The organism is Neoroseomonas oryzicola (genome assembly GCF_012163135.1).
GTDB classification, from domain to species: domain Bacteria; phylum Pseudomonadota; class Alphaproteobacteria; order Acetobacterales; family Acetobacteraceae; genus Neoroseomonas; species Neoroseomonas oryzicola.
The window spans coordinates 579,137-603,110 of record NZ_JAAVUP010000002.1 but is presented as its reverse complement, the minus strand read 5'-3'; the positions used below and the strand labels follow the sequence as shown (position 1 = coordinate 603,110).

Genomic DNA, 23,974 nt, shown 5'->3' with positions numbered 1-23,974 from the left:
GGCCCGTCAGGGCAGGCCGGTCAACGGGCCGGGCCGCCGGCCTGCTCGGGCCGCGACAGGATGCGCAGCGCGTCGAGCAGGTTGGCGAACCGCTCCGCCCCGACCTCCCGCGCCCATTCCGCATGGACCTCGCGCAGGCAGGCGTGGATCGTCGCGGCGAGGGCCTCGCCCCGCGGCGTGACGAAGACGAGGCGCCGTCCGGTGCCGTCGGGGCTGCGCCGCTCGAAATAGCCGAGGGATTCGAGCTGCGCGATCAGGTGGTTCGCCGCCTGGCGCGAGATGCCGGCCCGCCGCGCGAGCTCCGACGGCCGCACGCCCGGCGCGACCGGATAGGTGATCATCGCCCAATGCGCGTCCTGCAGGTCGGTGAAGCCGGCTTCCCGCGCGGCTGCCTGCATCCGCGCGCGCACGCGCTGGAGGCACATCCGCAGCAGGGCGCCGACATAGGGCGGGCCATCGGGGATCAGGGGCGCATTCGTCGTTGACATGATCGTAAAGACTTTTTACGTTCCAATTCGTAAAGACACTTTACGCACCGGAGGCCCGCCATGGAACCTCAACCTCGCATCGTCCGCATCGGCGCCCTCGAGCTCCGCTTCCATGTCGACGAGACGGACGGCGCCGGCGACGTGGTGATGTTCGAGTTCGTGGTGCCCGAGAAGGCGCGCGTCCCGGTGCCGCATTTCCACGAGGCCTGCGACGAGATCGTCTATGGCCTCGAGGGCACCATGACGACGACGCTGGATGGCGTGGCGCACGAGGTCCGCAAGGGCGAAGTCGTCTTCGTCCCGCGCGGCAAGGTCCACCACCACGCCAACCTGCACGAAGGCACGGCGCGCGCGATGATCGTCATCGCGCCCGGCACCATCGGCCGCCGATACTTCGAGGAGATGGCCGAGCTCGTCAGCCGCCCCGGCCCGCCCGATGTCGCGCAGATGAAGGCAGTCATGCTGCGCCACGGCCTGGTCCCGGCCTGACGGATCCGCATCGCCATGCGATGTTCGGGGCCGGAGGATCCGGTCCCATGTTCTTCGACGGCTTCACGCTCGAATTCCACGAGGCGAACGGCAAGCGCTTCCGCCTGCGCCGCGGCGGGGAAGGCCCGCCGCTGCTGCTGCTGCACGGCAATCCGCAGACCCATGCGATGTGGCACAGGGTCGCGCCCGTGCTGGCGCGGCGCTTTGCCGTGTATTGCCCCGACATCACCGGCTATGGCTTCTCGGCCAAGCCCCCGGTCAGCACCGACCACGCGGCCTATGCCAAGCGGTCGATGGCCGCGGACATGGTCGCGCTGATGAGATCCTTCGGCCACGACCGCTTCCAGGTGGTGTCCCACGATCGCGGCGCGCGCGTCGCGCACCGCATGGCGCTCGACCACGCGGACGCGGTCGAGCGGCTCTGCACCATGGACATCATCCCGACCCTCGCGCATTTCGACCGCACCGACATGGCCTTCGCCATGGGCTATTGGCACTGGTTCTTCCTCGCCCAGCGGCATCCGGGGCCGGAGAACATGATCCGCGCCGACATCGAGCCCTGGTTCGACTTCCACACCTCGCGCGAACCCAAGCCCGCCGACTTCTTCCACCCCGAGGCGCGGGCCGACTACCTCGCCGCGCTGCGCGCGCCCGGCACCATCGAGGCGATCTGCGAGGACTACCGAGCCGCGACCACGATCGACCTCGAGCACGACCGCGCCTCCCGCGCCGCCGGGGAGAAGGTGCGCTGCCCGCTGCTCGCGCTGTGGGGGGCCAAGGGCAGCATCCCGAAATGGTACGACGCGCCGGCGATCTGGAAGGACTACGCGGCCGGGCCGCTCGAGATCGGCGACGTCCCCTCGGGCCACTACCTGGCCGAGGAAGCGCCCGAGGTCGTGCTCGCCCGCCTGGACGGCTTCCTCAGGACCTGAGTGGGTCCGACGGCGGCAGGACGAGGCGGAACAGGTTCCGCCCGTCCTCGGTCCGCTCGTAGCGCAGCGACTGCGCGATGCGGCGGATCAGCGGGAGGCCGAAGCCGCCCACCTTCGCCTCGGCCAATGAAGGTGCGGGCGGCGGCAGGGGCGCGGTCGTCGGGTCGAAGGGGCGGCCGCGATCCTCGAAGTCGAAGGCCCAGCCCGCCGGCTCGCGCGCCAGGCGGATCGAGACCTCGGGCGTGTCCGGCGCATCGAAGCCGTGGCGCAGCACGTTGAGCGCCACTTCCTCGAGCAGCAGTTCCGCCCGCGAAATCGCCGCCGGCCCCTCGCCATGGCGGCCGAGGAATTCCGACACGGCCGACTGGGCCCGCGAGACTTCCTCCGCCGGCGACCCGCGCAGCGTCAGGCTGAGCGTGCGTCCATCGCCGGCGCCGGAGGTCATTTGGCCAGCAGCGCGAGCGCCGCGGCTTCGTCGGCCACCGTCGGGATGAGCTCGTCCAGCGCGACGGTCGAGAAGACCTCCGCGACCGCCGGCTGCACGCCCATCAGCACGACGCGATGGCCCGCGCGCTGGGCGCCGCGGGAATTGGAGATGAGCAGCCGGATGCCGAGGGAGCCGACGAAGGACACGCCCGACATGTCGACGATCACGCTGCGGCCCGCCTTGGTGATCCGGTTGGCGAACTCGGTCTCGATCTTCTCGGCGCCCGCGGCGTCGAGGCGCCCGGTGAGGGCGATGCGCAGCGCCGCGGCGCCATCCTCGGTCACGACCATATCCATCCGTCATCCTCCATTGGGCCGGCCGTCGCCTGCGGCAGCCTCGGTCCGGCGCCGGTGGACGCCGCTCACGCGAAGTCGAGTGTCAGAATCGATACGTCGTCGTCAAGCGGGCCGGGGCGAGCCAGGTCACGGACCGTGCGCAGCAGGCGCTCCGGCTCCGGCAGTTCCGCCGCCTCCGGGGCCTGTAGGTGCGGCAGGAAATCCGACAGGCCCAGTTCCCGCCCGTCCGGCGCGGTGAGTTCGAAGGCCCCGTCGCTGAACAGGTGCAGCCGCGCACCGGGGGCCAGCTCGGCCTCGCCACGGCGGAAGGGCCAGTCCGGCGTGATGCCGATGGCCGGCGCCTTGACGTGCAGCGGCGCCGGCGCCTCGCCCCCCGGCAGGATCAGGTAGGCGGGGTGCTGCCCGGCGCAGCCGAAGGCGAGCCGCGAAGCCGCCAGGTCGCAGACGCCATACCAGAGCGAGAAGAACAGCCCGCCATGGCGGTCCATCTGGAAGCGGGCGTTCACCGCCTCCATCACCGCGACCGGATCGGCGAAGTCCACGCCCGGCAGGCCGTGCTCGCGCAGCGTGTTCATCGCCGAGGCGGCGAGCAGCGCCGAGCCCGCACCATGCCCCGCGACATCGAGCAGCCAGACCGCGAAGCGGTCCTCGTCCAGCCAGCCATAGCCGAAGCCGTCCCCGCCGATGCGCGCGGAGGGCACGAACCGCCAGTCGGCGAGGATGCGGCCCTCGGCGATCGGCGGCGGCAACAGGGCGGCGACGTAGCGGCCGGCACGCGCGAGGTCGCGCTCCACCTCCTCCTCGCGCGCGAGGTCCGAGCTGCGCCCGCTGCGATAGACCAGGGTGAAGGGGCCGAGCCGCAGGCGGCTGCCTGGCATGAGCCGCGTCGGCCCGCCGGTCACCCGCCCATCGACCAGCGTCCCGTTGGTCGAGCCGAGGTCGGTCACGATCACCGCATCGTCCTCGAGCACCAGGACGCAATGGCTGCGCGAGACGTCGGGCGAGGGCAGCACCAGCCCGTTCTGGCCCGTGCGGCCGATCAGCAGCGGCGCGGGGCCGAGGCGGATGCGCTGCGCCGCCACGCCTTCGGCGGGCTCGACCTCGATGAGGTGGACGACCGGGTTCTCCTCGGCCGTCGCGGGGGCGAGGCGGCGCAGCATCGTCCGGTCGGAATCCGGCGCGTGGCGTTCGGTGGCGTCCTCGGTCACGGCGCGATCCCCAGCGCGGCGAGGTCGACGACCCAGGGCAGGTCGGTGTCCCCGGTCGACGCCCCCGCCCGGGTGATCAGCGCATGCGCCTGGCCGCGGTGATGCGTCTGGTGGTTGAAGAAATGCGTCACGGCCACCCAGAGCGGCAGCGACATCTCCTTCCCCGAAGCGCCGGAGAACCAGGTGAGCGGCGCGGCGAGGCGCTCGGCGGTCAGCCGCCCGGCCCAGTCCTCGATGCGGGCATCGGCGGCGGCGCGGGCGGATCGCAGGGCGCCCCAATCCTCGATCATCCGGGGGCTGTCCTTCTGGGGGACAGGCGGCTTCGGCCAATCATCGAAGCGGCTCATCCAGGTGGTGTCGCCCCACAGGATGTGACTCAGCGTCCCGTGCACCGAGGACCAGAAGGCGCCGCCATCCGCGCGCCGCACCGCATCCGGCAGCCCGTCCGCGGCCGCGTAGAGGCGGCGGTTCATCTCGGTGTTGTAGGCCGCCATCATGCGGCTCCAGTCCGGGCCGTTCATCCGCCACCCCCTGGTGTCAGAGCGCCTTCCAGAAGAATACCGTGTCCTGCGGACGGCGGTCGCCGTCCAGTTCGAAGCCGGGGATGGCGCCGAGTTCGGTCCAGCCCTCGGCGCGGTAGAGCGCCTCCGCCGCGCTGCCGCGGCGGGTGTCGAGCATGACGAGGCGTCGCCCATGGGCGCGCGCGGCCTGTTCGGCGCGGCGCAGCAGGGCGCGGCCGATGCCCGCACGGCGCGCCGCGGGGTCGACCATCAGCTTCTGGATGCCGGCGACATGGGGCTGGTTCTCCGACCCCACGAGCTCGAGCGTGAGCGTCCCGGCGAGCCGCCCGTCGAGCCAGGCCGCGAGCAGCACGCGGCTGCCCGCCGCGACTGCCGCCGAACCCGCCTTCCAGAAGGCCGTCGCCCGGTCGCGCGACAGCGGCGGGAGGTATTCGAGCGAGGCGCCCTCGGCGACGCAGTCGATCAGCAGGTCCGCCAGGCGCCGTTCCGCGCTGGCGGCCGCGGCTGCGTCCAGTGCCTCGACCACCAGGCCGGCGGCGGGCTTGGCGTAGCGGAATTCCAGGGAATGCGAGATGTCGTCGAGGATCCGGATGGAGCCCTGCCGGACATAGCCGTGCTTCTCGTAGAAGCCATGCGCGCGGGTGAAGCGCGTATCGGTCCAGAGCACCATCCGCTCCGCACCCGAGGCACGGGCATGCGCCTCGGCCGTGCGCAGCAGGTCGCCGGCGAGGCCGGCGCCGCGCGCGCCGGCATCGACATACATCCGGCAGATCTCCCAGGCCGCGTCTTCCTTGAGCGGACGCGTCCCGACCATGCCGATGACGCGCCCGTCGCGTTCCGCGGTCCAGAGCGTGCCGCCCTGGTCGCGGAAATAGCTCGCGAGGGCGCGCAGTTCCGGTACCTCCCCGTCCACGTCGAGCAGGCAGCCGGGATACTCGCCCCAGCAGGCGCCGATGAGGGCGATGAACCCCTCGGCGTCGCTGTCCCGCCCCTCGCGCAGTTGGATCGGAGGCATCCGCTTCAGCCCCCTGGTGCGCGGCGCCCGCGCCCTGCGGTCACGAGAGTTCCTTGCAGAACTCCTGGATGCGGCTGCAGGCCTCGCGCAGGCTTTCGGTGTCCGTCGCGTAGGAGATGCGCAGGTAGGGCGACATGCCATAGGCCGCGCCCTGCACGGCGGCGACGTGCTTCTCCTCGAGCAGCGCGATGGCGAAGTCGGTGTCGGTCTCGATCTTCTTGCCCGCCTTGGTCGTCTTGCCGAGGCAGCCCGCGATGTTCGGGAAGACGTAGAAGGCGCCTTCCGGCTTGTGGCAGGCGATGCCCGGCGCCTGGTTCAGCATGTCGACCACGAGGTCGCGGCGGCGGCGGTATTCCTCGGCCCGCTCGCGCACCAGGTCCTGCGGACCGTCCAGCGCGGCGGCGGCCGCGGCCTGCGAGATGGTCGAGATGCCCGAGGTCGCCTGGCCCTGCATGTTGATCATGGCCTTGATCAGCTCCTTCGGCCCGCCGCAGAAGCCGACGCGCCAGCCGGTCATGGCATAGGTCTTGGACGCACCGTTGACCGTGAGCGTGCGGTTCTTCAGCTCGGGCGCGACCTCGGCGATCGTGCAGAACTCGAAGCCGTCATAGACGAGGTGCTCGTACATGTCGTCGGTCATGACCCAGACATGCGGGTGCTTCTTCAGCACCTCGGCGATCGCCTTCATCTCCTCGCGCGAGCAGGCCGCACCGGTCGGGTTGTTCGGGAAGTTCAGCATCACCCACTTGGTGTTGGGCGTGATGGCGGCGTCGAGGTCCTCGGGGCGCAGCTTGAAGCCGTTGTTCTGCGGGCAGGAGACGAGCACCGGCTTGCCGCCGGCGACCTTCGCCATGTCGGCGTAGGAGATCCAGTAGGGGGCGGGGATCACCACCTCGTCGCCGGGGTCCACCGTCGCCATGAAGGCGTTGTAGATGCACTGCTTGCCGCCATTGGCGACCATGATCTCGTCGAGCGCGTAGTCGATGTTGTTGTCGCGCTTGAACTTGCGCTGCACCGCTTCCTTCAGCGCCTTGGTGCCGTCCTGCGGCGGATACTTCGTGTCGCCGGCCAGCGCCGCCTTGTGGGCGGCCTCGATGGCATGGGTCGGCGTCGGGAAATCAGGCTCACCCGAGGCCAGGCTGATCACCTTGATCCCCTTCGCCGCCAGTTCGCGCCCCTTCATCGTCATCACGACGGAAGCGGAGATGGAGACCTCGTTCATGCGGGCGGCAAGGGCTGGCATTTCTTCTCTCTCTGTCCCTGTGAGGGGGAAACTGGCGGGGGCGAAACTAGGCCGGCGACGGGACCGCGCCAAGGCCGGCCGGGCGCTCATAGAGCCAGTCGAAGGGCTGTTCCCCGGTCCGGACGAAGCCCTGCTTTTCCCAGAAACGGTGGACGGAGGCGCCCTTCAGCACCTCGATCCGCACCGGCAGGTCGGGATGGGCCGCGCGCACGGCGGCGAAGACCGCCGCACCCAGGCCCCGGCCCTGGGCCCAGGGCTCGAGGTAGAAGGAATGGACCTCGACATGGTCCTCGGCTGGCGCTGCGGCGATGCAGCCGGCGAGACGGCCGTCGACCTCGATGGCCGAAAGGACCGCCGGATCGAAGCCCGCCCGCATCCGGCTGCGCCGCCGCTCCGGGTCGAAGCGGCCGACGCGCTCGAGGTCCTCGCGCAGGACGCGGATGGACAGGTCGAGGAGCGGCTCGAAATCCGCCTCCGCGACCGGCCGGAGCGTGAACGCCCCGCTCACTTCATCCCGGCGCAGAACTTCTGGATCCGCGTGCAGGCCTCGCGCAGCGCCTCGTCCGAGGTGGCGTAGGAGATGCGGAAATGCCCCGGCGAGAGGAACGCCGCGCCATGCACCGTGGCGACGCCGACTTCCTCGAGCAGGGCGATGGTGAAGTCCTCGTCCGTCTCGATCTTCTTGCCGCCGGCGGTGGTCTTGCCGATGCAGCCGCGCATGTCGGGGAAGACGTAGAAGGCGCCCTCGGGCTTGTGGCAGCGGATGCCAGGCGCCTGGTTGAGCATCTCCACCACCATGTTGCGGCGGCGCTCATAGACCTTGCGCATCTCCTCGATGCTCTCCTGCGGGCCGGTCAGCGCCTCGATGGCGGCGGCCTGGGAGACGGAGGAGGTGTTGGACGTCGACTGCCCCTGCAGCTTGTCCATGGCCTTGATCAGGTGCACCGGCGCGCCGGCGAAGCCGATGCGCCAGCCGGTCATGGCATAGGCCTTCGAGCAGCCGTTCATCGTCACGGTGCGGTCGCGCAGGCGGGGCTCGACCTCGAGGATCGTGGCCGGCTTGAAGCCGTCGTAGTTCAGCTTCTCGTAGATGTCGTCGGTGAAGACCCAGACATGCGGGTGCTTCATCAGCACGTCGGTGATCTTCTTCAGTTCCTCGGCGTTGTAGGCCGCGCCGGTCGGGTTGCAGGGGTTGTTCAGGATCAGCCACTTGGTCTTGGGCGTGATCGCGGCTTCCAGCTGCTCGCCGGTCATCTTGAAGCCGGCGTTCTGGCCGCACTGCACGATCACCGGCGTGCCTTCGGCAAGCTGCACGATGTCCGGGTAGGACACCCAGCACGGCGCGGGGATGATCGCCTCGTCGCCCGGATTGATGGTCGCGACCAGCGCGTCGAAGATCACCTGCTTGCCGCCGGTGGCGATGATGATCTCCTCCGGCTTGTAGTCCAGGCCGCTGTCGCGCTTGAACTTCTCGCACACCGCCTTGCGCAGCGCGGGGGTGCCGGCGACGTCGGTGTACTTCGTCTCGCCACGCTCGATCGCCGCGATCGCGGCGTCCTTCACGTTGCGGGGCGTGTCGAAGTCCGGCTCGCCGGAGGACAGCCCGATGACGTCCTTGCCCGCGGCCTTCAGCGCGCGCGCCTTCGCCGTCATGGCGATGGTCAGGGACGGCGAGATGCGGTTCAGGCGGTCGGCGATCAGGTTCATGGCGGTACCGGAAGGGGTTTTGCGGGATCGCGGGACCGTAATCCCGCCCACCCCCGCCAGCAACCCGGCTACTGCAGCCGGAGCGGCCGCAGCCCCTCATAGGTCCACCCGCCCTCGGCCATGCAGGCGTTCCGCACCGCCCGCCGCTGCCCGGCCGCCAGGTCCACCCAGTCGTAGCGCGGCGGGATGTAGCGCGGCGGGGAGCGGACGCATTCGGTCCGGTTGTTCTGGGTCCAGCAGCGCTGCTCCCCCGGGATCCAGGACCCTGGCGAGACCATCGTCCAGGCCATGGCGGGCGGCACCTGGCGGGCGGCGTCCCCGGTGCAGATGGCGAGCGCGGTCTCCGATTCGGCCTCGGTCGCGCCGGGGCGCTCCCAGCGCTCGGCGCAGGCCGCAAGCAACAGAAGCAGGAGGGTGGCGGGACGCATGAGGCCAGGATGCCCGGTCCCCATGGCGGGATCACGGCCGAAGCGCCGGCCGGCCGCCCGAAGCGCAGGCAGGCGCGCCCATTCCCTGGGCAGACCCGGGGGCCGGCACCCCGGCCGGGCCCTTCGCGCCGCTTGCGTACGCGCCGGATCATGCCCCAGACAGGGCCCGATCGCCGGACCGGACCGGCGCAAAGGGAGACGAACCGGATGAATGTCGGGCTTTCACGCCGCGCCGCGCTGCTCGCCGCCGGCGGCCTCGTCGCCGCGCCTGCCGTCGCGCGCGCCCAGGCGACGCGCGTGCGCTTCACTCTCGACTGGGCCTTCCAGGCCCCCAACGCCTTCGCCCTGGTGGCGCGGGAGAAGGGCTACTTCCGCGAGGCCGGGCTCGATGTGACGGTCGATCGCGGCCAGGGGTCGGGCGGCGTGCCGGTCGCCCTCGCCGGCGGGTCGTACGACATGGGCTATGCCGACCTGAACCCGGCGATCCGCTTCATGGCGGAGAACCCGGACCGCGGCATCGTCGCCGTCGCCGTGCTGCACGACCGCAGCCCGCTCTGCGCCATCGTGCGCGCCGATGGGCCGATCCGCACGCCCAAGGACCTCGAGGGCAGGCGCCTCGCCGCGCCGGACTTCGACGCCGGCCGGCAGCTGTTCCCCGCCTTCGCCAAGGCCGCGGGCGTCGACGCGTCGAAGGTCACCTTCCTGTCGGTCACGCCGCAGCTGCGCGAACCGATGCTGGTCCGCCGCGAGGCCGACGGCGTGACGGGCTTCGTCACCACCTCGGCGCTGTCGCTGAAGGGCATCGGCCTCGACATCCCGCAGCAGCGGATCATGATGTACTACGACCACGGGCTGAACCTGTACGGCGGAGCCATCCTGACCACCCGCGCCTTCCTCGAGCGCAATCCCGCCGCCGTCCGCGGCGTCACGGCCGCGCTGATGAAGGGGTTCATCGACACCATCCGCAACGGGCAGGAGATGCTCGACGTGCTGAAGCGGGTCGAGCCGCTGACCGACGTCGCGCTCGAGCGCGAACGCCACCAGATGAACCTCGAGCGCGTCATCCTGACCGACAACGTGCGGGCGAACGGAATCTCGGCGGTCGACATGGGGCGCATGCAGACCGGCATCCGTGCCGTGGAGGAAGCCTACAACCTGCCCCCGCGGCTGCAGGCGGCGCAGATCTACACGCCGGACTTCCTGCCGCCGGTCGAGGCGCGGCGCATCTGAGAGAGGCGGGGGGAGAAGGGAACTTCTCCCCCCGTGCCCCCCCTCAACCTTCTTTGGCCTTTGGGAACTGACCGCCACGGCCGGCGCCAAGTTCCAGAAAAGGTTGAGGGGGGTGCAGGGGGGAGAAGTTCCCTTCTCCCCCCCTGCCCTTCGCGGCACGCCACGTGCCTAGGACGGACGCATGACCGCCCATCCCCCGCCCTTCGTCCAGATCCACGACGTCGCCATGCGCTATGGCGGCGTCGAGGGCACGCTCGCCCTGCGCCATGCCACGCTCGATGTCGCCGATGGCGAATTCGTCGCGGTGGTGGGCCCCTCGGGCTGCGGGAAGTCGACGCTGATGCGCCTGGTCACCGGCCTGTGGCCGCCGACCGAGGGCACGGTGATCGTCGCCGGGCGGGAGGTCTCGGGCCCGCTGTCCATCGCCGGCATGGCCTTCCAGAACCCGACGCTGCTGCCCTGGCGGACGATCCAGGCGAACGTGATGCTGCCGCTGGAGGTGGTGCAGCCGCACCGGCGCCAGCTGCGGGCGAAGCGCGCGGAGTATGTGGCGAAGACCCGCGACCTGCTGCGCCTGGTGGGCCTCGCGGGGTTCGAGGCGAAGTTCCCCTGGCAGTTGTCGGGCGGGATGCAGCAGCGCGCATCCCTGTGCCGCGCGCTGATCCATGACCCGCGCCTGCTGATGCTGGACGAACCCTTCGGCGCGCTCGACGTCTTCACGCGGGAGGATCTGTGGGACGTGATGCAGGCGGTGTGGATGGCGAAGAAGCCGACCGTCATCCTGGTCACGCACGACCTCAAGGAAGCGGTCTACCTGGCCGATCGCGTGCTGATCATGTCGGCGCGCCCGGGCCGCATCATCGCCGAACGGCACATCCCCTATCCGCGCCCGCGCCGGCTCGACCAGACCTACGAGGCCGAGTTCCAGGCCATCGTCCACGAATTGCGCGACCGGATCTCCGAGGCCCGCAAGGGAGAGGTCGCCGATGCCCGCTGACGCCCCCCGCAGCGCCGAGGCGCTCGCCGAGGCCGCCCGCCGCCGCCGGCGGCTCGAGAACGCGCTGCCCTGGCTGGTCATCGCCGGCATGTTCCTGGTCTGGGAAGCGGCCTGCCGGCTGTTCTCCATCCCGCCCTTCATCCTGCCCGCGCCGTCGCTGATCGCGGAGAGCATGGTGAAGTGGTGGCAGCCGCTGCTGACGAACGCCTGGGCGACGCTGGTCACGACCTTCGTCGGCTTCATGATGGCGGTGGTCTTCGGCCTGGCGCTCGGCGTCGCGGTCGGGTCCTCGGTGCTGGTCTATCGCGGGCTCTATCCGCTGCTGATCGCCTTCAACTCAGTGCCCAAGGTCGCGGTGGTGCCGATCCTGGTGATCTGGTTCGGCGCCGGCTTCTGGCCGGCGGTGCTGACCGCCTTCCTGATCTCCTTCTTCCCGATCGTGGTGAACGTCGCGACCGGCATCGCGACGGTGGAGCCCGAGCTTCGCGACGTGCTGCGCGCACTGGGCGCGAGTTCGCGCGACATCATCGCCAAGGTCGGGCTGCCGCGGGCGATGCCCTACTTCTTCGCCTCGCTGAAGGTCGCGATCACAGTGGCCTTCGTGGGCTCCATCATCAGCGAGACGGTGGCGGCGAACGAGGGCATCGGGCACCTGATGCTCGTCGCCTCCTCCCGCTTCGACGTGCCGCTGGTCTTCGCGGGGCTGATCGTGACGGGCATCATGGGCGTGCTGATGTACTGGGTGGCCGTGACCATCGAGGAACGCACGACCGGCTGGGCCACGCGGGGGCAGAACGACCCGCGCCTCGCCACGGGGGGATGAGGATGCAGGCGATCCGCCTGGGGATGCTGACGCCGTCGTCGAACACGGTGCTGGAACCGGCGACCTATGGGCTGCTCGCCGACGTGCCGCACATCAGCGCGCATTTCCAGCGTCTGCGCGTGCTGTCCATCACGCTGGAGGGCGGGTCGACCGGGCAGTTCGATGTGGCCCCCATGGTCGCGGCGGCGGAGATGCTGGCCGACGCCAAGGTCCACGCGATCTGTTGGAACGGCACGTCCGGGTCCTGGCTCGGGCTCGAAGCGGACCGCGCGGTGTGCGACGCCATCGCCACCGCGACCGGCATCCCGGCCACCACCGCGACGCTCGCGCTGCATGACGCGCTGACGGCGCTGGGCGCGCGGCGGATCGGGCTGGTCACGCCCTATCTGGGCAGCGTGCAGGCGGCGATCCTCGCCAATCTCCGCGCGGCGGGTTTCGAGACCGGCGGCGAGCGGCACCTCGAGGATCCGGGCAACTACTCCTTCGCGGACCACGACGACGCTCTCGTCACGCGCCTGGTGCGGGAGGTCGCGGCCGAAGGCTGCGACGCCATCGCCATCCATTGCACGAATTTCCGCGGCTTGGCCGCGGCGGCGGCGGTGACGGACGTCCCAGTGCTCGATTCGGTCGCGGTCGCGCTCTGGGGGGCGATCCGCGCGGCGGGCGGCGTCACGGCGGCGGTCCCTGCGCTCGGGGTGCTGGCCCGGCTGGCCTGAGGCCCCCGCCGCCGACCGGTCCGGCACGCCCTCCGCTCCGCATCGCCGGCTCCACGAGGAATGCCTTGCCCCGGAACCTGCGGCATCCGCCTGCCGTGCGGGCCTGACCGCGGCGCGGGTCCGCCCCGACCGCGTTCGGCACCCCGGCGCCGGCATGTGCCATCCGGCACCGCAGCGCGCGGCCGCTGAGGTCAGCTTTTGGCCATGCGACACCTTCCGCTGCTAGCCCTCGCCGCGGTGCTCGCCTTCGCCGCACCCGCCGACGCGCGCATCCTGCTCGAGACGCTCGACCCGCCGGTGATGCTGGAGGATGAAGGGCAGGTCGCCGGCCTGCTCACCCTGCCGCCCGGCGCAGAGGACGCGCCGCGGCCGGCCGTCCTCATCGTCCCTGACCTGTTCGGCCCCGACCGGCGCAGCGATCCCTATGTCGAACAACTCGTCGCCGCCGGCCTCGCCGTGCTCGAGGTCGCGGCGGAGCCCGAGGAACTGACGGCGGCGCAGATCAGGCGCGCCATCGCCGCGCTCGCCCGCCATCCAGGGGTGGATCCGACACGCATCGGCCTGCTCGCCTTCGGCCAGGGCGCGTTCGTCGCCGCGCGCGCCTTCTCCGGCCCCGATCCCTTCGCCGCGCGGGTGCTGCTCTATCCGGGCTGCGGCGCGCTGCTCGCCACGCTTCCCGAGGAGGTGCCGACACCGCGGGGCCGGCTGCTGCTGCTGCACGGCGCGGCGGATGAGGCGAACCTGCCGGCCGACTGCAGCGCGCTTTCCGCCCGCCTGGCCGGGCCGGCGCCGGCGCGGCGCGTCGCCTATCGCGACGCGGGCTACGCCTGGGACTTCCCGCAGGCCGAGCCGCTCGCGCCCTGGCGGCATCCGGCACCGGGCGTGGCGGGGCGCGTCACGGTGCGCGGCTGGCCGGCGCTCACCGCGATGTCGGCGGCACAGGCCGCGGCCTTCCTCGCCGTCATGCCCGCGACGGGCTGGTGAGGGCCGGCGCCAGCCGCACCCCGGCAAGGCGCCCCGATCCTTCCGGCCTGCTGCGGCGTCATGGACGGCATCGTCATCTGCATGATCCGCTTCGCCCCCCCGCGCGCGTTCCGCGGCACCGGCGACGCCCGGGATCGCTCGGACCTTCAGCGCCGAGGCGGCACCTCGGCCGTGCGGATCGCGTCCGGCCCGCAATTCACGGCGATACGCTGCCCGGTGTCCCACAGCCGCCCGTCGTCGCAGCGGAACGCGGCGATGTTGCGGTCGGGCATGTTCTGCACCAGGACCGTCTTGCCATCGCGCCGCCGCCGAGCAGCCTGGCCCTCGACTTCCGCCATGCCTCCCGGCTTCTGTCCGGCGCGCGGGGTGTTCGACCTTCGGTCCAACCCGCATAAGCGCACGGTTGCGTGCCCCGTCCGGCTTTGGCATCCCCTGCGTCCAGGGCGGAGGACGCGCAGGTGATCGGCATCGACTGGGGAACTTCGAGCCTGCGGGCCTATCGCTTCGCGCCCGGCGGCGCCATCGCCAGCCGCCGCGACACCGCTGGCGGCATCCTCGCCGTCCCGCCCGGCGGCTTCCCCGACGCGCTGCGCGCGGTCGCCGGCGACTGGATCGCCGATGGCGAAACGCGGGTCCTGATGTGCGGCATGGTCGGCAGCCGCCAGGGCTGGGTCGAGGCGCCCTACCTCCCCTGCCCCGCAGGCCTCGACGGCCTCGCCGCCGCGGCCATCCGCGTGCCCTTCGACGGCGCCGACGTCCGCCTGCTGCCGGGCCTGTCCTGCCGCGACCGCCACGGCGTGCCGGAGGTGATGCGCGGGGAGGAAACGCAACTTCTTGGCGCCATCGCCGCGGGGGAAGCCGAGGCCACCGCCTGCCTGCCCGGCAGCCACTCGAAATGGGCGCGCCTCGCCGGCGGGTGCGTGACGGGTTTCACGACTCATTTCACCGGAGAGGCCTTCGCCGCGCTCTCCGGCCATACGATCCTCGCCCGCATGATGGACCCGGCCGCGCCGCACCATGCCGGTGCCTTCGCCCGCGGCGTCGCGCGGGCGAAGCAGGGCGGCGGCCTGCTGCACCACCTGTTCGGCCTGCGCGCGGCATCCCTGTTCGGGGAGGTTGCGGAAGCCGAGGCCGCCTCCTTCCTCTCCGGCCTGCTGATCGGCCACGAGGTCGCAGCCGCGCTCGAGGACGGCGTCGCCCCGCCCATCGTGCTGATCGGGTCCGAGGCGCTGACAGCCCGCTATGCCGCCGCGCTGGATGCCTTCGGCGTGCCCCACCGGGCCGCCGATCCCGATGCCGCCGCGCGCGGCCTCTCCCTGATCGCGGAGCGCCTGCCATGAGCCTCGCCCCCTGGCTCGATGCCTGCCCCATCGTCGCCATCCTGCGCGGCGTGCAGCCGGAGGAGGTGGAGGCGATCGCCTCCGCCCTGATCCATGAGGGGCTGAACATCATCGAGGTGCCGCTCAATTCCCCCCGGCCGCTCGAGAGCATCCGCCGCCTGCATTCCGCCTTCGCCGAGCGCGCCCTGGTCGGCGCCGGCACGGTGACGACCGAGGACGAGGTCGCCGCCATCGTGCGCGCCGGCGCCAAGTTGATGGTCACGCCGCATTGCGACCCGGACCTGGTCCGCGCCGCCCGTGCGCGCGGCCTCATCGCCTGCCCGGGCTTCATGACGCCGGCCGAGGCCTTCGCCCTGCTCGCCGCGGGCGCCGATGCGCTGAAGCTGTTCCCGGCGGAGGCGGTTTCCCCCGCCGTGGTGAAGGCGCTGCTCGCGGTGCTGCCCAAGGGCACCGCGATCCTGCCGGTGGGCGGCATGTCGGCCGAGACCATCCCCGCCTGGAAGGCCGCCGGCGCGGCGGGCTTCGGGGTCGGCTCCTCGCTCTATGCGCCCGGCGACAGCCCCGCGACCGTTGCGGCCAAGGCAAGGGCCTTGCGCAGCGCCCTCGGTCTGGGGTGATGCTTGTCCCGAAACCGGGCGCGACAGTCCCGGCCGGGCTTCACAGGGGAAACGATCCGATGATCAACCGACGGCTGCTGCTTGGCGGCGCCACCATCGCCGCGCCGGCGCTGCTCGCCGCCCGCCGGGCCGCGGCGCAGGAGGTGACGCTGCGGCTGCACCACTTCCTGCCGCCGGTGTCCAACGTGCATCGCCACTTCCTGGTCCCCTGGGCCAACAAGGTGCGCGACGAGTCGGGCGGGCGGCTGCGGATCCAGATCTTCCCCTCCATGCAGCTCGGCGGCGCGCCGCCGCAGCTGTATGACCAGGCGAAGGACGGCGTCGCCGACATCGTCTGGACGCTGCCCGGCAACACGCCCGGCCGCTTCCCGCGCATCGAGGTGATCGAGCTGCCTTTCATCGCCCACAAGCGGGCGAGCGTGAACGCACGCGCGACCTGGACCATGTTCGACCGCCACATGCGCGGCGAATTCGGCGAGACGCACATCATCACCGCCTGGGGCCATGACGGCGGGCTGATCCATGCGCGCCGCGAGGTGAAGACGATGGATGACATGCGCGGCCTCAAGCTGCGCTTCCCGACGCGCCAGGCGGGCGAGGCGCTGAAGGCGCTCGGCGCCACCGCGATCGGCCTGCCCGTTCCCCAGGTGCCCGAAGCGATGTCCCAGGGTGTCATCGACGGCGCGGTGGTGCCGTGGGAGGTCGTGCCGTCGATCCGCCTGCAGGAGATGGCGCGCTACCATGTCGGCATCCCCGGCACGCCGACCTTCTACATCGCCACCTTCATCCTCGCGATGAACAAGGCGCGCTACGAGGGCCTGGCCCCCGACCTGCAGCGCGTGCTCGACGCCAATTCCGGTGCAGCCGCCGCCGAGATGGCCGCGAAGGTCTGGGACGAGGAAGGCCCCAAGGTCGAGGAGCAGGTCCGCCGCCGCGGGAATTCCATCACCGAGATCAGCGTGGAGGAGAAGGCCCGCTGGCAGGCCGCGACCGCCCCGGTCGTGCAGGCCTGGATCGGCCAGATGCGCGAGAGGAATATCGACGGCGCCGCGCTGGTCGAGGAGACGCGCGCCCTCGTCGCGCAGCTCGGCCAGGGCGTGACCTGAACCGCCGCCCGGCGTGACCCAGCCTGAACCGCCCGCCGGGCCGATCGCCCGGATCGCCACCGGCATCGCGATCGGTGGCGGGCTGGTGCTGCTGGCCGTGGCCTTCACCGTCACCGCCTCGGTGCTGATGCGCTGGCTGCTCGGCCAGCCGATCCGCGGCGACGTGGAACTGGTGCAGCTCGGCGGCGGGCTCGCGGTGCTGGGCTTCCTCGCCTACGGGACGCTGATGCGCGCCAACATCTTCGTCGACAGCTTCACCGCCTGGCTGCCGCGGCGCGTGAACCAGGCAATCGACGCCTTCTGGAACCTCGCCTGGGGGCTCGTGGCGCTGGTGCTGGCGGAACGCATGGCGGTCGGCGGGCTCGAGGCGCTGCGCAACGGCACGGTGACGATCGGGCTGCTCGCCGCGCCGATCTGGTGGGCGATCCTGATGGGGGCGGTCGGCTTCGCGGCGACGGGGCTCGCCGCGCTGTATTGGGTGTGGCGGCTGGCGCGGGGGCGCGGCTGATGGCCGAGGAATTCGTCCTCGCCGGCACGGGCTTCGCGGCGCTGCTGCTGCTGCTCGCGATCCGCTGCCCGATCGGGCTCGCCATGCTGCTGGTCGGCTGCTTCGGCTACGCGCACATCGTCGACACGACGCGGCTGCTCGCCTACCTCAAGACCACGCCCTTCTTCCTGTTCGCCAATTACACGCTGTCGGTCATCCCGCTCTTCATCCTGATGGGCGCGCTCGCCGAGCGTGGCGGGCTGGCGCGGGACCTGTTCACCGCGGCGAATGCGCTGGTGGGGCACCGGCGCGGCGGGCTCGCCATGGCGGTGATCGCGGCCTGCGCGGGGTTCGGGGCGGTATGCGGATCCTCGGTCGCGACGACCGCGACCTTCGGCCGCGCGGCGCTGCCGGAACTGCGCCGCTACGGCACGGAACCGGGCTTCGCCACCGGCACCATCGCGGTCGGCGGCGTGCTCGGCATCCTCATCCCGCCCTCCGTCATCCTGGTGGTCTATGCCATCAGCACGGAGCAGAACATCGCGCGGCTGTTCATGGCCGCGCTGATCCCGGGGCTGATGGCGACGGCCTTCTACATCCTCACCATCTGGGTGGTGGTGCGGAAGCGGCCGCATCTCTGCCCCGCCGGCCCGCGCGTGCCGCCGGCGGAACGGCGGGAGGCGCTGCTCAATGTCATCCCGGTGCTGATGATCGCCATCGTCGTGGTCGGCGGCATCTATGGCGGCATCTTCACGCCCACCGAAAGCGCCGCCGTCGGCTGCGGCGCCACGCTGCTGGTCGGCATGACGCGGGGCACGCTGCGCCCGCGCCAGGTGATCGAGAGCCTGCGCGCCACCGCCGAGACCACGGCGATGATCTTCGTCATCCTGCTCGGCGCCGAGGTGTTCAACGCCTTCCTCGCCCTGTCCCAGGCGCCGGACCTGCTGGCGGTCTGGGTGAGCGAGCAGGGCTTCCCGCCCTATGGCGTGCTGATCGCCTTCCTCGCGGTCTACATCGTGCTCGGCGCGGTGATGGACGAGCTCGCGATGATGCTGCTGACGCTGCCGGTCTTCTTCCCGGTCATCACCGCACTCGACTTCGGCCTGACGACGGAGGAGACGGCGATCTGGTTCGGCATCCTGGTGCTGATCGTGGTCGGCATCGGGCTGACGGCGCCGCCGATCGGGCTGAACGTCTTCGTCGTCAGCGGCCTGGCGCGGGACGTGCCGATCGGGCGGACGTATCGCGGCGTGCTGCCCTATCTCGCGACCGATTTCGTGCGGCTCGCGCTCTGCGTGGCCTTTCCCTGGCTCTCGCTCGTGGTGGTGCGGGCGCTGTCCTGAGGCGGGTTGCGCGCGGGGCGCGGCGCGGACCATTGTTCGGCCGACACCCATCGGAGTCTCCGCCCCATGAAGACCCGCGCCGCCGTCGCCTGGAAGGCCGGTGCCCCGCTCACCATCGAGACCATCGAGATCGAGGGCCCCAAGGCCGGCGAAGTGCTGGTCGAGGTGAAGGCCACCGGCGTCTGCCACACGGACGCCTACACCCTGTCGGGCGCCGACCCGGAAGGGCTGTTCCCCGCCATCCTGGGCCATGAGGGCGCGGGCATCGTGCGCGAGGTCGGCGCGGGCGTGACGTCGCTCAAGCCGGGCGACCATGTCATCCCGCTCTACACGCCGGAATGCCGGCAGTGCAAAACCTGCCTGTCGCGCCGGTCGAACCTCTGCACCGCCATCCGCGCGACGCAGGGCAAGGGCGTGATGCCGGACGGAACCTCCCGCTTCTCCTGCGACCAGGGGACCGTCTTCCACTACATGGGCTGCAGCACCTTCGCGAACTACACGGTGCTGCCGGAGATCGCGCTCGCCAAGGTCCGCGAGGACGCGCCCTTCGACAAGATCTGCTACATCGGCTGCGGCGTGACGACGGGCATCGGCGCCGTCATCAACACCGCGAAGGTCTGGCCGGGTGCCAATGTCGCGGTGTTCGGCCTCGGCGGCATCGGGCTGAACGTGATCCAGGGTGCGCGCATGGTCGGCGCCGACAAGATCATCGGCATCGACCTGAACCCCGCCAAGGTCGAGATGGCGAAGAAGTTCGGCATGACCCACTTCATCAACCCGACCGAGGTCGGCGTCGACAAGGTGGTGCAGGCCGTGGTCGACCTGACGGGCGGCGGGGCCGATTTCTCCTTCGACGCGACCGGCAATGTGAACGTGATGCGCCAGGCCCTGGAATGCTGCCATCGCGGCTGGGGCGAGAGCATCATCATCGGCGTCGCCGAAGCAGGGCGCGAGATCGCGACGCGCCCCTTCCAGCTGGTGACCGGACGCGTCTGGAAGGGCACCGCCTTCGGCGGGGCGCGCGGGCGCACCGACGTGCCGAAGATCGTCGACTGGTACATGGAAGGGAAGATCGAGATCGACAGCCTGATCACCCACACCATGCCGCTCGAGGAGATCAACCACGCCTTCGACCTGATGCACGAAGGCAAGTCGATCCGGTCGGTGATCGTGTTCTGATCTTGTGTGCACGAAGGCATGGCCTTCGTGCCCCTCAGGCGCCGGGCGGCCGGCGTCCGCAGGCCTTGCCCCCTCGGCCGCGTGCCGCAAATGCCCTTGGGAGGCGCTGCGCGGATTGACGCGCGCGCCCGGCCCGCCTTTCCTCCGCCCCGAAACGCGAGAGGAAACGCCATGCCCGTGAACCCCGCCGACGGCGCCGTGCTCGGCGCGCTCTACGGCACCGACGCGATGCGCGCCACGATGGGGGAAGACGCCTTCCTCCAGCGCATGCTCGACGTCGAGGCCGCGCTCGCCCGCGCCCAGGCCCGCCGGTCCATCATCCCGGCCGAGGCGGCCGAGGCCATCACCCGGGCCGCCGACGCAACGCGCCTCGACCGCTCCGCCATGGCCGCGGCGACGCGCAACACCGGCTATCCGGTCGTCGCGTTGGTGAAGCAGCTGACCGCCTTGGCCGGCCCCGAGGCCGGGCGCTGGACCCATTGGGGCGCGACCACGCAGGACATCATGGACACCGCGCTGGTGCTCCAGGTCCGCGACGGCCTGGCGCTGATCGAATCCGACCTGCGAGCGACCTGCGTCGCGCTCGCCGCCATGGCCGCGGCGCATCGCGACACGGTCATGGCCGGGCGCACCCATCTCCAGCACGCCCTGCCGGTGACCTTCGGCTACAAGGCCGCGGTGTGGCTCTCGCCGCTCCTGGCGTCCATCGACGGCCTCGCCCGCGTGCGCGACCGGGCGCTGCGCCTGTCCTTCGGGGGTGCCGCCGGCACGCTTGCCTCGCTCGGCGACCAGGGGCTCGCCATCACGCGCGAGCTGGCGACGGAGCTCGACCTCGCCGAAGCCGACATCCCCTGGCATGTCGCGCGCGACGGGCTGAACGAGGCCGCCTGCTGGCTCGGCATCCTCTGCGGCAACCTGTCGAAGATCGCGACCGACGTCATGCTGATGATGCAGACGGAACTCGCCGAGGTCTCCGAACCGCATGTGCGCGGTCGTGGCGGGTCCTCGACGATGCCGCAGAAGCGCAACCCGATCGCCTGCGAATACGTCCTCTCCCAGTCGCGCGGCGTGCATGCGCTGGTACCGCAGATGCTCGCCGCCATGGCGCAGGATTTCGAGCGCGGCACCGGACCCTGGCAGGCGGAGTTGCTCGCCCTGCCGCAGGCCTTCCTGCTCGCGCATGGCGCGCTCTCCCAGGCGCGATTCATCGCCGAGGGCCTGGTCGTCGACGCCGCGCGCATGCGCCGCAACGTCGATGCGACGCACGGGCTGATCGTGTCCGAAGCGGTGATGATGGGCCTCGCACCCGTCTTCGGGCGCGGCGAGAGCCACCACATCGTCAACGATGCCTGCGACCTTGCGATCGCGGAAGGGATCGGGCTGACGGAAGCGCTGCTGCGCGATGCGCGCGTGGCGGCGAAGCTCGACGCCACGGCGATCGGGAAGATGACGGACCCCGCGGCCTATCTCGGCAGCGCGGGGGCCTTCGTGGACCGCGTGCTCGCGCGCGCGCGGTCCATGGGCGTCAGTTAGGCGCCTCGGCCAGTTCGAGCAGCGCCTGGCCGTTGCGGCGCAGGCGCGCCATCTCGACCCCGCCGGTGCCGCAGCGTTCGCGGAAGATGTCGCTGCCCGGGGCGACGACGTCGATCTTGCTGCGCACGCGGCAGATCAGCCGGGTCGCCGCGCGCGGCGATCCGCCATGCCAGCGCACCAGGGCCATGCCCCAGTCGCCGTAGGTCTCGTAGTGCTGGCGCAGGTAGTTCGCTGCCCAGTCGGTCGCCTGCCAGGGGTCGAGCGGCCAGTCCTGGCCGCCACGCGCATGGACGCTGGCATTGACCTGGACGCAGCCGGCCATGGCGTAGCCGCCGGCCGCGCGCAGCAACCGCGCGGCCTCGTCCCGCGTTTCCGGGAAGTAGGCACGGCCGCGGATGTTCAGGGCATGGGCATGCAGCCCGCTCTCGTTCAGCGCGATGCCGACGAGCAGGCCTTCGGGCAGGCCGTGCTTGCGCTCGGCCTCGCGCGCCGCCTCGAGGCAGGCGGAACGCGGGGAAAGATCGTCGCGGTTGAGCGCCGGCGACGAGAGGGCCGCGGTCTGCAGCGGCTCCTGCTGCGCGCAGGCGCCGGTCGACAGGGTCAGGACACCAATGAGCGCCGTCGTCCAGACGGGCGTGAGCAGGCGTTTCCGCCTCCGGTCGGCCATGTCCCAGATCCGGCGGAGCCGGAGCCCGGGGGCACGGGCGCCCCGCGGCAACGCGCGCGGGGGCGCCGCAACATGTCGCCGGCAGGGGGGTGCCGACAATCCATTCGCGGTCGTCATGGGCGCTACCGACCACAGTCAGCGGCAAAGATCAAACCCAAATCACGACAACTCCCCTGCCCCATCCCTGTCGAACGCAATGGGGCAGGATTGGGGCAAAGTCCTCATCAAGAAAAACAACTTTGAAACGATCAACCGGACTGGGCGTCCGGAATATTGAATACTTCATAATTCACTATTGAGGACTGCCGGACCGCCCCGGAAAATTCCGCAGGCGTCCGGCCGTCCAGGGGCCGTCTTGGGGGCGGTCAGAGACCGTTCGAGACGCCCGGCACCGGCCCTCACCCCCGCCCGGCCACCCATCCAGGAGAATGTCGTAGGGTGGCCGGGTGGGGGCCGGTGCCGGACGTCCGAATGCGCCGCATGGCGCATTCTCGAACGGTCTCTCAGGCCATCCGGACGGAGGGGGCGGGCTGGCCCTCGATCACCACGTTCACGCAGGCGGGCTTGCCCGAGGCGAAGGCCCGCTCCACCGCCGGCGCTATATCCTCGGCGCGCGTGACGAACTCGCCATGGCCGCCGAGCGCCGTGGCGACCAGGTCGTAGCGCGTGCCGGGCGCGAGCTCGCAGGCATGGGTGCGGTTGGCGCCGTACTCCCGCAGCTGGATCTGGTGCTCGGCGTTCCAGCGCGCGTCGTTGCCGACCACCACGACGAAGGGCAGGTCGTTGCGGACCGCCGTGTCGAACTCGGCCATGTGGAAACCGAAGGTGCCGTCCCCCAGCAGGCAGAGGATGCGCGCTTCCGGCCGCGCCGCGCGCGCGGCGAGCGCGAAGGGTATCGCCGCGCCAATCGACCCCGCCACGCCGTTGATGACGCGCGCGGGGGCCGCGAGCATCGCCTGCCCCCATTGCCCGATCTCCCCGCCGTCGCACACCAGCACCGTGTCCGGCCCGGCCTCAAGGAAGGGCCGCAGCGCGTGGCACAGCGTCGCGGGATGGATCGGGCCCTCGGGCGTGCCGGCGAGCGCGGCCCAGGCCGCAGGCCGGAACGCGATGGCGCCGGCGAGGCGCGCCGACCAGGCCGCGTTGCCATGCCGCGCGACGGCAGGGGTCAGCGCGGCGACCGCCTCGGGCGATCCCGCCAGCGCGGCGACGGCGACGCGCGCGCCGAGGCTGCGCACCGCGCGCGCGAGCACCACTTCCTCCGGATCCACCACGACGAAGCGCGCCGTCCCGGCGATGGCCGGCGCGCGCCCGAAGCGCAGCGTGAAGTCGAGCGCCTTGCCCAGCAGCACGACCAGGTCGGCCTCCGCCAGCACCTGCACATAGGCGCCGAGCGAGGGGTCACCGAGCCCGCGCGGGCTTTCCATCGGCACGACGGGAAGTCCGGCGCGATCCGACAGCGCGGCCATCGCCAGGCGACCTTCGGGCGTGCACAGCGCGGGCGGCGCCACGATCACCGGCCGCTCGGCGCGCGCGATGGTCGCCGCGATCGCCGCGGCGCTCTCGCCCGGCAGCGGCATGGGCTGCGGCGCGAAGGCCTCGGGCGGCGGCGGCGCGACGGGGGCGAGGCGCGCCTCGAGCACGTCGGTCGGCAGCGAGAGGTGCACCGGCCCCGGCCGGCCCGACCGTGCGATGCGGATCGCGCGCGCCACATCGGCGCCGAGCGTCGTCGCCGATGCCGCCGTTCCCGCCTGCTTCACCAGCGGTTCGGCCATGCGCGCCTGCTCGAGCTCCTGGAAGGCGCCGAGGCCGAGCTCGCCGAGCGGCGCATGGCCCGAGAGCAGCAGTACCGGCACCTCGCCCGCGAGCGCGGTCGGCAGCGCCGCCACCGCATTGGTGTGCCCCTGCCCGCCCGTCACCAGCGCGATGCCGCATTCGCCGGTCAGCCGCGCCCAGGCATCGGCCATGTGGACCGCCGCCGCCTCGTGCCGCGTGTGCACGATGCCGATGCCCGAGCCGAGCAGCGCGTCGTAGAGCGGCATGATGTGGTTGCCGGACAGGCTGAAGATGCGGCTCACGCCGGCGGCCTTCAGTGCCTGCACGAGGATGTCCGCGCCGCGGATCGTCTCGGTCATGGT

Annotated in this window: 27 protein-coding genes; 14 read left to right on the top strand and 13 right to left on the bottom strand. The window is 71.6% G+C overall.

Annotated elements, in window-relative coordinates:
- Window positions 1-20: 20 nt before the first annotated feature.
- Complete coding sequence (locus GWK15_RS09445; RefSeq protein WP_168041030.1) at window positions 21-488, bottom strand: MarR family winged helix-turn-helix transcriptional regulator; 468 nt, start codon at window positions 486-488, stop codon at window positions 21-23.
- Between the two features lie 60 nt (window positions 489-548).
- On the opposite strand from GWK15_RS09445, the gene GWK15_RS09440 reads away from it, so the two are divergent.
- The gene (locus tag GWK15_RS09440) at window positions 549-977 is read left to right on the top strand and encodes a cupin domain-containing protein (protein WP_168041029.1); all 429 of its coding nucleotides are present in this window, start codon (window positions 549-551) and stop codon (window positions 975-977) included.
- 47 nt (window positions 978-1,024) lie between these two features.
- A complete protein-coding gene (locus GWK15_RS09435) occupies window positions 1,025-1,909 on the top strand; it encodes an alpha/beta fold hydrolase (RefSeq protein WP_168041028.1) in 885 nt (294 codons plus the stop codon).
- Here the strand turns inward: GWK15_RS09435 and GWK15_RS09430 are convergent.
- From GWK15_RS09430 to GWK15_RS09390, 9 genes are all read right to left on the bottom strand, one after another.
- On the bottom strand, window positions 1,899-2,354 hold the full coding sequence (locus GWK15_RS09430; RefSeq protein ID WP_168041027.1) for an ATP-binding protein: 456 nt from the start codon (window positions 2,352-2,354) through the stop codon (window positions 1,899-1,901). The two genes, GWK15_RS09435 and GWK15_RS09430, sit on opposite strands and share 11 nt — an antisense overlap.
- Window positions 2,351-2,692 carry an STAS domain-containing protein gene (locus GWK15_RS09425; RefSeq protein WP_168041026.1) on the bottom strand — a complete coding sequence of 114 codons (342 nt, stop codon included), beginning with the start codon at window positions 2,690-2,692 and terminating at the stop codon, window positions 2,351-2,353. Before GWK15_RS09425 ends, GWK15_RS09430 begins: the two co-directional genes overlap by 4 nt.
- A 65-nt stretch (window positions 2,693-2,757) precedes the next feature.
- Window positions 2,758-3,900, bottom strand: a complete 1,143-nt coding sequence (locus tag GWK15_RS09420) for a SpoIIE family protein phosphatase (protein WP_168041025.1) — start codon at window positions 3,898-3,900, stop codon at window positions 2,758-2,760.
- Complete coding sequence (locus GWK15_RS09415; protein ID WP_168041024.1) at window positions 3,897-4,421, bottom strand: DinB family protein; 525 nt, start codon at window positions 4,419-4,421, stop codon at window positions 3,897-3,899. Before GWK15_RS09415 ends, GWK15_RS09420 begins: the two co-directional genes overlap by 4 nt.
- A 16-nt stretch (window positions 4,422-4,437) precedes the next feature.
- Window positions 4,438-5,436, bottom strand: a complete 999-nt coding sequence (locus tag GWK15_RS09410; RefSeq protein ID WP_168041023.1) for a GNAT family N-acetyltransferase — start codon at window positions 5,434-5,436, stop codon at window positions 4,438-4,440.
- 40 nt (window positions 5,437-5,476) lie between these two features.
- Window positions 5,477-6,679 (bottom strand): pyridoxal phosphate-dependent aminotransferase, encoded by a 1,203-nt coding sequence (locus tag GWK15_RS09405; RefSeq protein WP_168041022.1) that lies wholly within the window; start codon window positions 6,677-6,679, stop codon window positions 5,477-5,479.
- 46 nt (window positions 6,680-6,725) lie between these two features.
- Window positions 6,726-7,187, bottom strand: coding sequence for a GNAT family N-acetyltransferase (locus GWK15_RS09400; RefSeq protein WP_168041021.1), 462 nt, complete (start codon window positions 7,185-7,187; stop codon window positions 6,726-6,728).
- A complete protein-coding gene (locus tag GWK15_RS09395; RefSeq protein WP_168041020.1) occupies window positions 7,184-8,386 on the bottom strand; it encodes a pyridoxal phosphate-dependent aminotransferase in 1,203 nt (400 codons plus the stop codon). Before GWK15_RS09395 ends, GWK15_RS09400 begins: the two co-directional genes overlap by 4 nt.
- 68 nt (window positions 8,387-8,454) lie before the next feature.
- Window positions 8,455-8,814 carry a hypothetical protein gene (locus GWK15_RS09390; RefSeq protein ID WP_168041019.1) on the bottom strand — a complete coding sequence of 120 codons (360 nt, stop codon included), beginning with the start codon at window positions 8,812-8,814 and terminating at the stop codon, window positions 8,455-8,457.
- A gap of 207 nt (window positions 8,815-9,021) precedes the next feature.
- Between GWK15_RS09390 and GWK15_RS09385 the strand changes: the two genes are divergently transcribed.
- The 5 genes from GWK15_RS09385 to GWK15_RS09365 all read left to right on the top strand — a co-directional run bounded on the left by GWK15_RS09385 (window position 9,022) and on the right by GWK15_RS09365 (window position 13,564).
- Window positions 9,022-10,044, top strand: a complete 1,023-nt coding sequence (locus tag GWK15_RS09385) for an ABC transporter substrate-binding protein (protein ID WP_168041018.1) — start codon at window positions 9,022-9,024, stop codon at window positions 10,042-10,044.
- Between the two features lie 181 nt (window positions 10,045-10,225).
- On the top strand, window positions 10,226-11,041 hold the full coding sequence (locus GWK15_RS09380) for an ABC transporter ATP-binding protein (RefSeq protein ID WP_209442103.1): 816 nt from the start codon (window positions 10,226-10,228) through the stop codon (window positions 11,039-11,041).
- Window positions 11,031-11,864: an ABC transporter permease gene (locus tag GWK15_RS09375; RefSeq protein WP_168041017.1), complete on the top strand. Its 834-nt coding sequence runs from the start codon at window positions 11,031-11,033 to the stop codon at window positions 11,862-11,864. The genes GWK15_RS09380 and GWK15_RS09375 overlap by 11 nt, the downstream gene beginning before the upstream one ends.
- Before the next feature lie 2 nt (window positions 11,865-11,866).
- Window positions 11,867-12,580 (top strand): maleate cis-trans isomerase family protein, encoded by a 714-nt coding sequence (locus GWK15_RS09370; protein WP_209442102.1) that lies wholly within the window; start codon window positions 11,867-11,869, stop codon window positions 12,578-12,580.
- Window positions 12,581-12,784: 204 nt separating this feature from the next.
- Window positions 12,785-13,564, top strand: a complete 780-nt coding sequence (locus GWK15_RS09365) for a dienelactone hydrolase family protein (protein WP_168041015.1) — start codon at window positions 12,785-12,787, stop codon at window positions 13,562-13,564.
- Between the two features lie 146 nt (window positions 13,565-13,710).
- Here GWK15_RS09365 and GWK15_RS09360 read toward each other — a convergent pair whose 3' ends face one another.
- Window positions 13,711-13,902 (bottom strand): hypothetical protein, encoded by a 192-nt coding sequence (locus tag GWK15_RS09360; protein WP_168041014.1) that lies wholly within the window; start codon window positions 13,900-13,902, stop codon window positions 13,711-13,713.
- Window positions 13,903-14,022: 120 nt separating this feature from the next.
- Here GWK15_RS09360 and GWK15_RS09355 point away from each other — a divergent pair, with 120 nt between their 5' ends.
- The 7 genes from GWK15_RS09355 to GWK15_RS09325 all read left to right on the top strand — a co-directional run bounded on the left by GWK15_RS09355 (window position 14,023) and on the right by GWK15_RS09325 (window position 21,169).
- Entirely contained in the window at window positions 14,023-14,904 is an 882-nt protein-coding gene (locus tag GWK15_RS09355; protein ID WP_168041013.1) for a 2-dehydro-3-deoxygalactonokinase, read from the top strand.
- Window positions 14,901-15,521 carry a 2-dehydro-3-deoxy-6-phosphogalactonate aldolase gene (locus GWK15_RS09350; RefSeq protein WP_168041012.1) on the top strand — a complete coding sequence of 207 codons (621 nt, stop codon included), beginning with the start codon at window positions 14,901-14,903 and terminating at the stop codon, window positions 15,519-15,521. The genes GWK15_RS09355 and GWK15_RS09350 overlap by 4 nt, the downstream gene beginning before the upstream one ends.
- 59 nt (window positions 15,522-15,580) lie before the next feature.
- Window positions 15,581-16,627, top strand: a complete 1,047-nt coding sequence (locus GWK15_RS09345) for a TRAP transporter substrate-binding protein (RefSeq protein ID WP_168041011.1) — start codon at window positions 15,581-15,583, stop codon at window positions 16,625-16,627.
- Between the two features lie 13 nt (window positions 16,628-16,640).
- Window positions 16,641-17,135: a TRAP transporter small permease subunit gene (locus GWK15_RS09340; RefSeq protein ID WP_168041010.1), complete on the top strand. Its 495-nt coding sequence runs from the start codon at window positions 16,641-16,643 to the stop codon at window positions 17,133-17,135.
- Window positions 17,135-18,457, top strand: coding sequence for a TRAP transporter large permease (locus GWK15_RS09335; protein ID WP_168041009.1), 1,323 nt, complete (start codon window positions 17,135-17,137; stop codon window positions 18,455-18,457). The genes GWK15_RS09340 and GWK15_RS09335 overlap by 1 nt, the downstream gene beginning before the upstream one ends.
- A 66-nt stretch (window positions 18,458-18,523) precedes the next feature.
- Complete coding sequence (locus tag GWK15_RS09330; RefSeq protein WP_168041008.1) at window positions 18,524-19,636, top strand: S-(hydroxymethyl)glutathione dehydrogenase/class III alcohol dehydrogenase; 1,113 nt, start codon at window positions 18,524-18,526, stop codon at window positions 19,634-19,636.
- 171 nt (window positions 19,637-19,807) lie between these two features.
- Window positions 19,808-21,169 carry a class-II fumarase/aspartase family protein gene (locus GWK15_RS09325; protein WP_168041007.1) on the top strand — a complete coding sequence of 454 codons (1,362 nt, stop codon included), beginning with the start codon at window positions 19,808-19,810 and terminating at the stop codon, window positions 21,167-21,169.
- Here GWK15_RS09325 and GWK15_RS09320 read toward each other — a convergent pair.
- Both GWK15_RS09320 and GWK15_RS09315 read right to left on the bottom strand, forming a co-directional pair.
- Window positions 21,162-21,836 carry a transglycosylase SLT domain-containing protein gene (locus GWK15_RS09320; RefSeq protein ID WP_168041006.1) on the bottom strand — a complete coding sequence of 225 codons (675 nt, stop codon included), beginning with the start codon at window positions 21,834-21,836 and terminating at the stop codon, window positions 21,162-21,164. The genes GWK15_RS09325 and GWK15_RS09320 overlap by 8 nt on opposite strands.
- 503 nt (window positions 21,837-22,339) lie before the next feature.
- Complete coding sequence (locus tag GWK15_RS09315; protein ID WP_168041005.1) at window positions 22,340-23,971, bottom strand: thiamine pyrophosphate-binding protein; 1,632 nt, start codon at window positions 23,969-23,971, stop codon at window positions 22,340-22,342.
- Window positions 23,972-23,974: the final 3 nt, after the last annotated feature.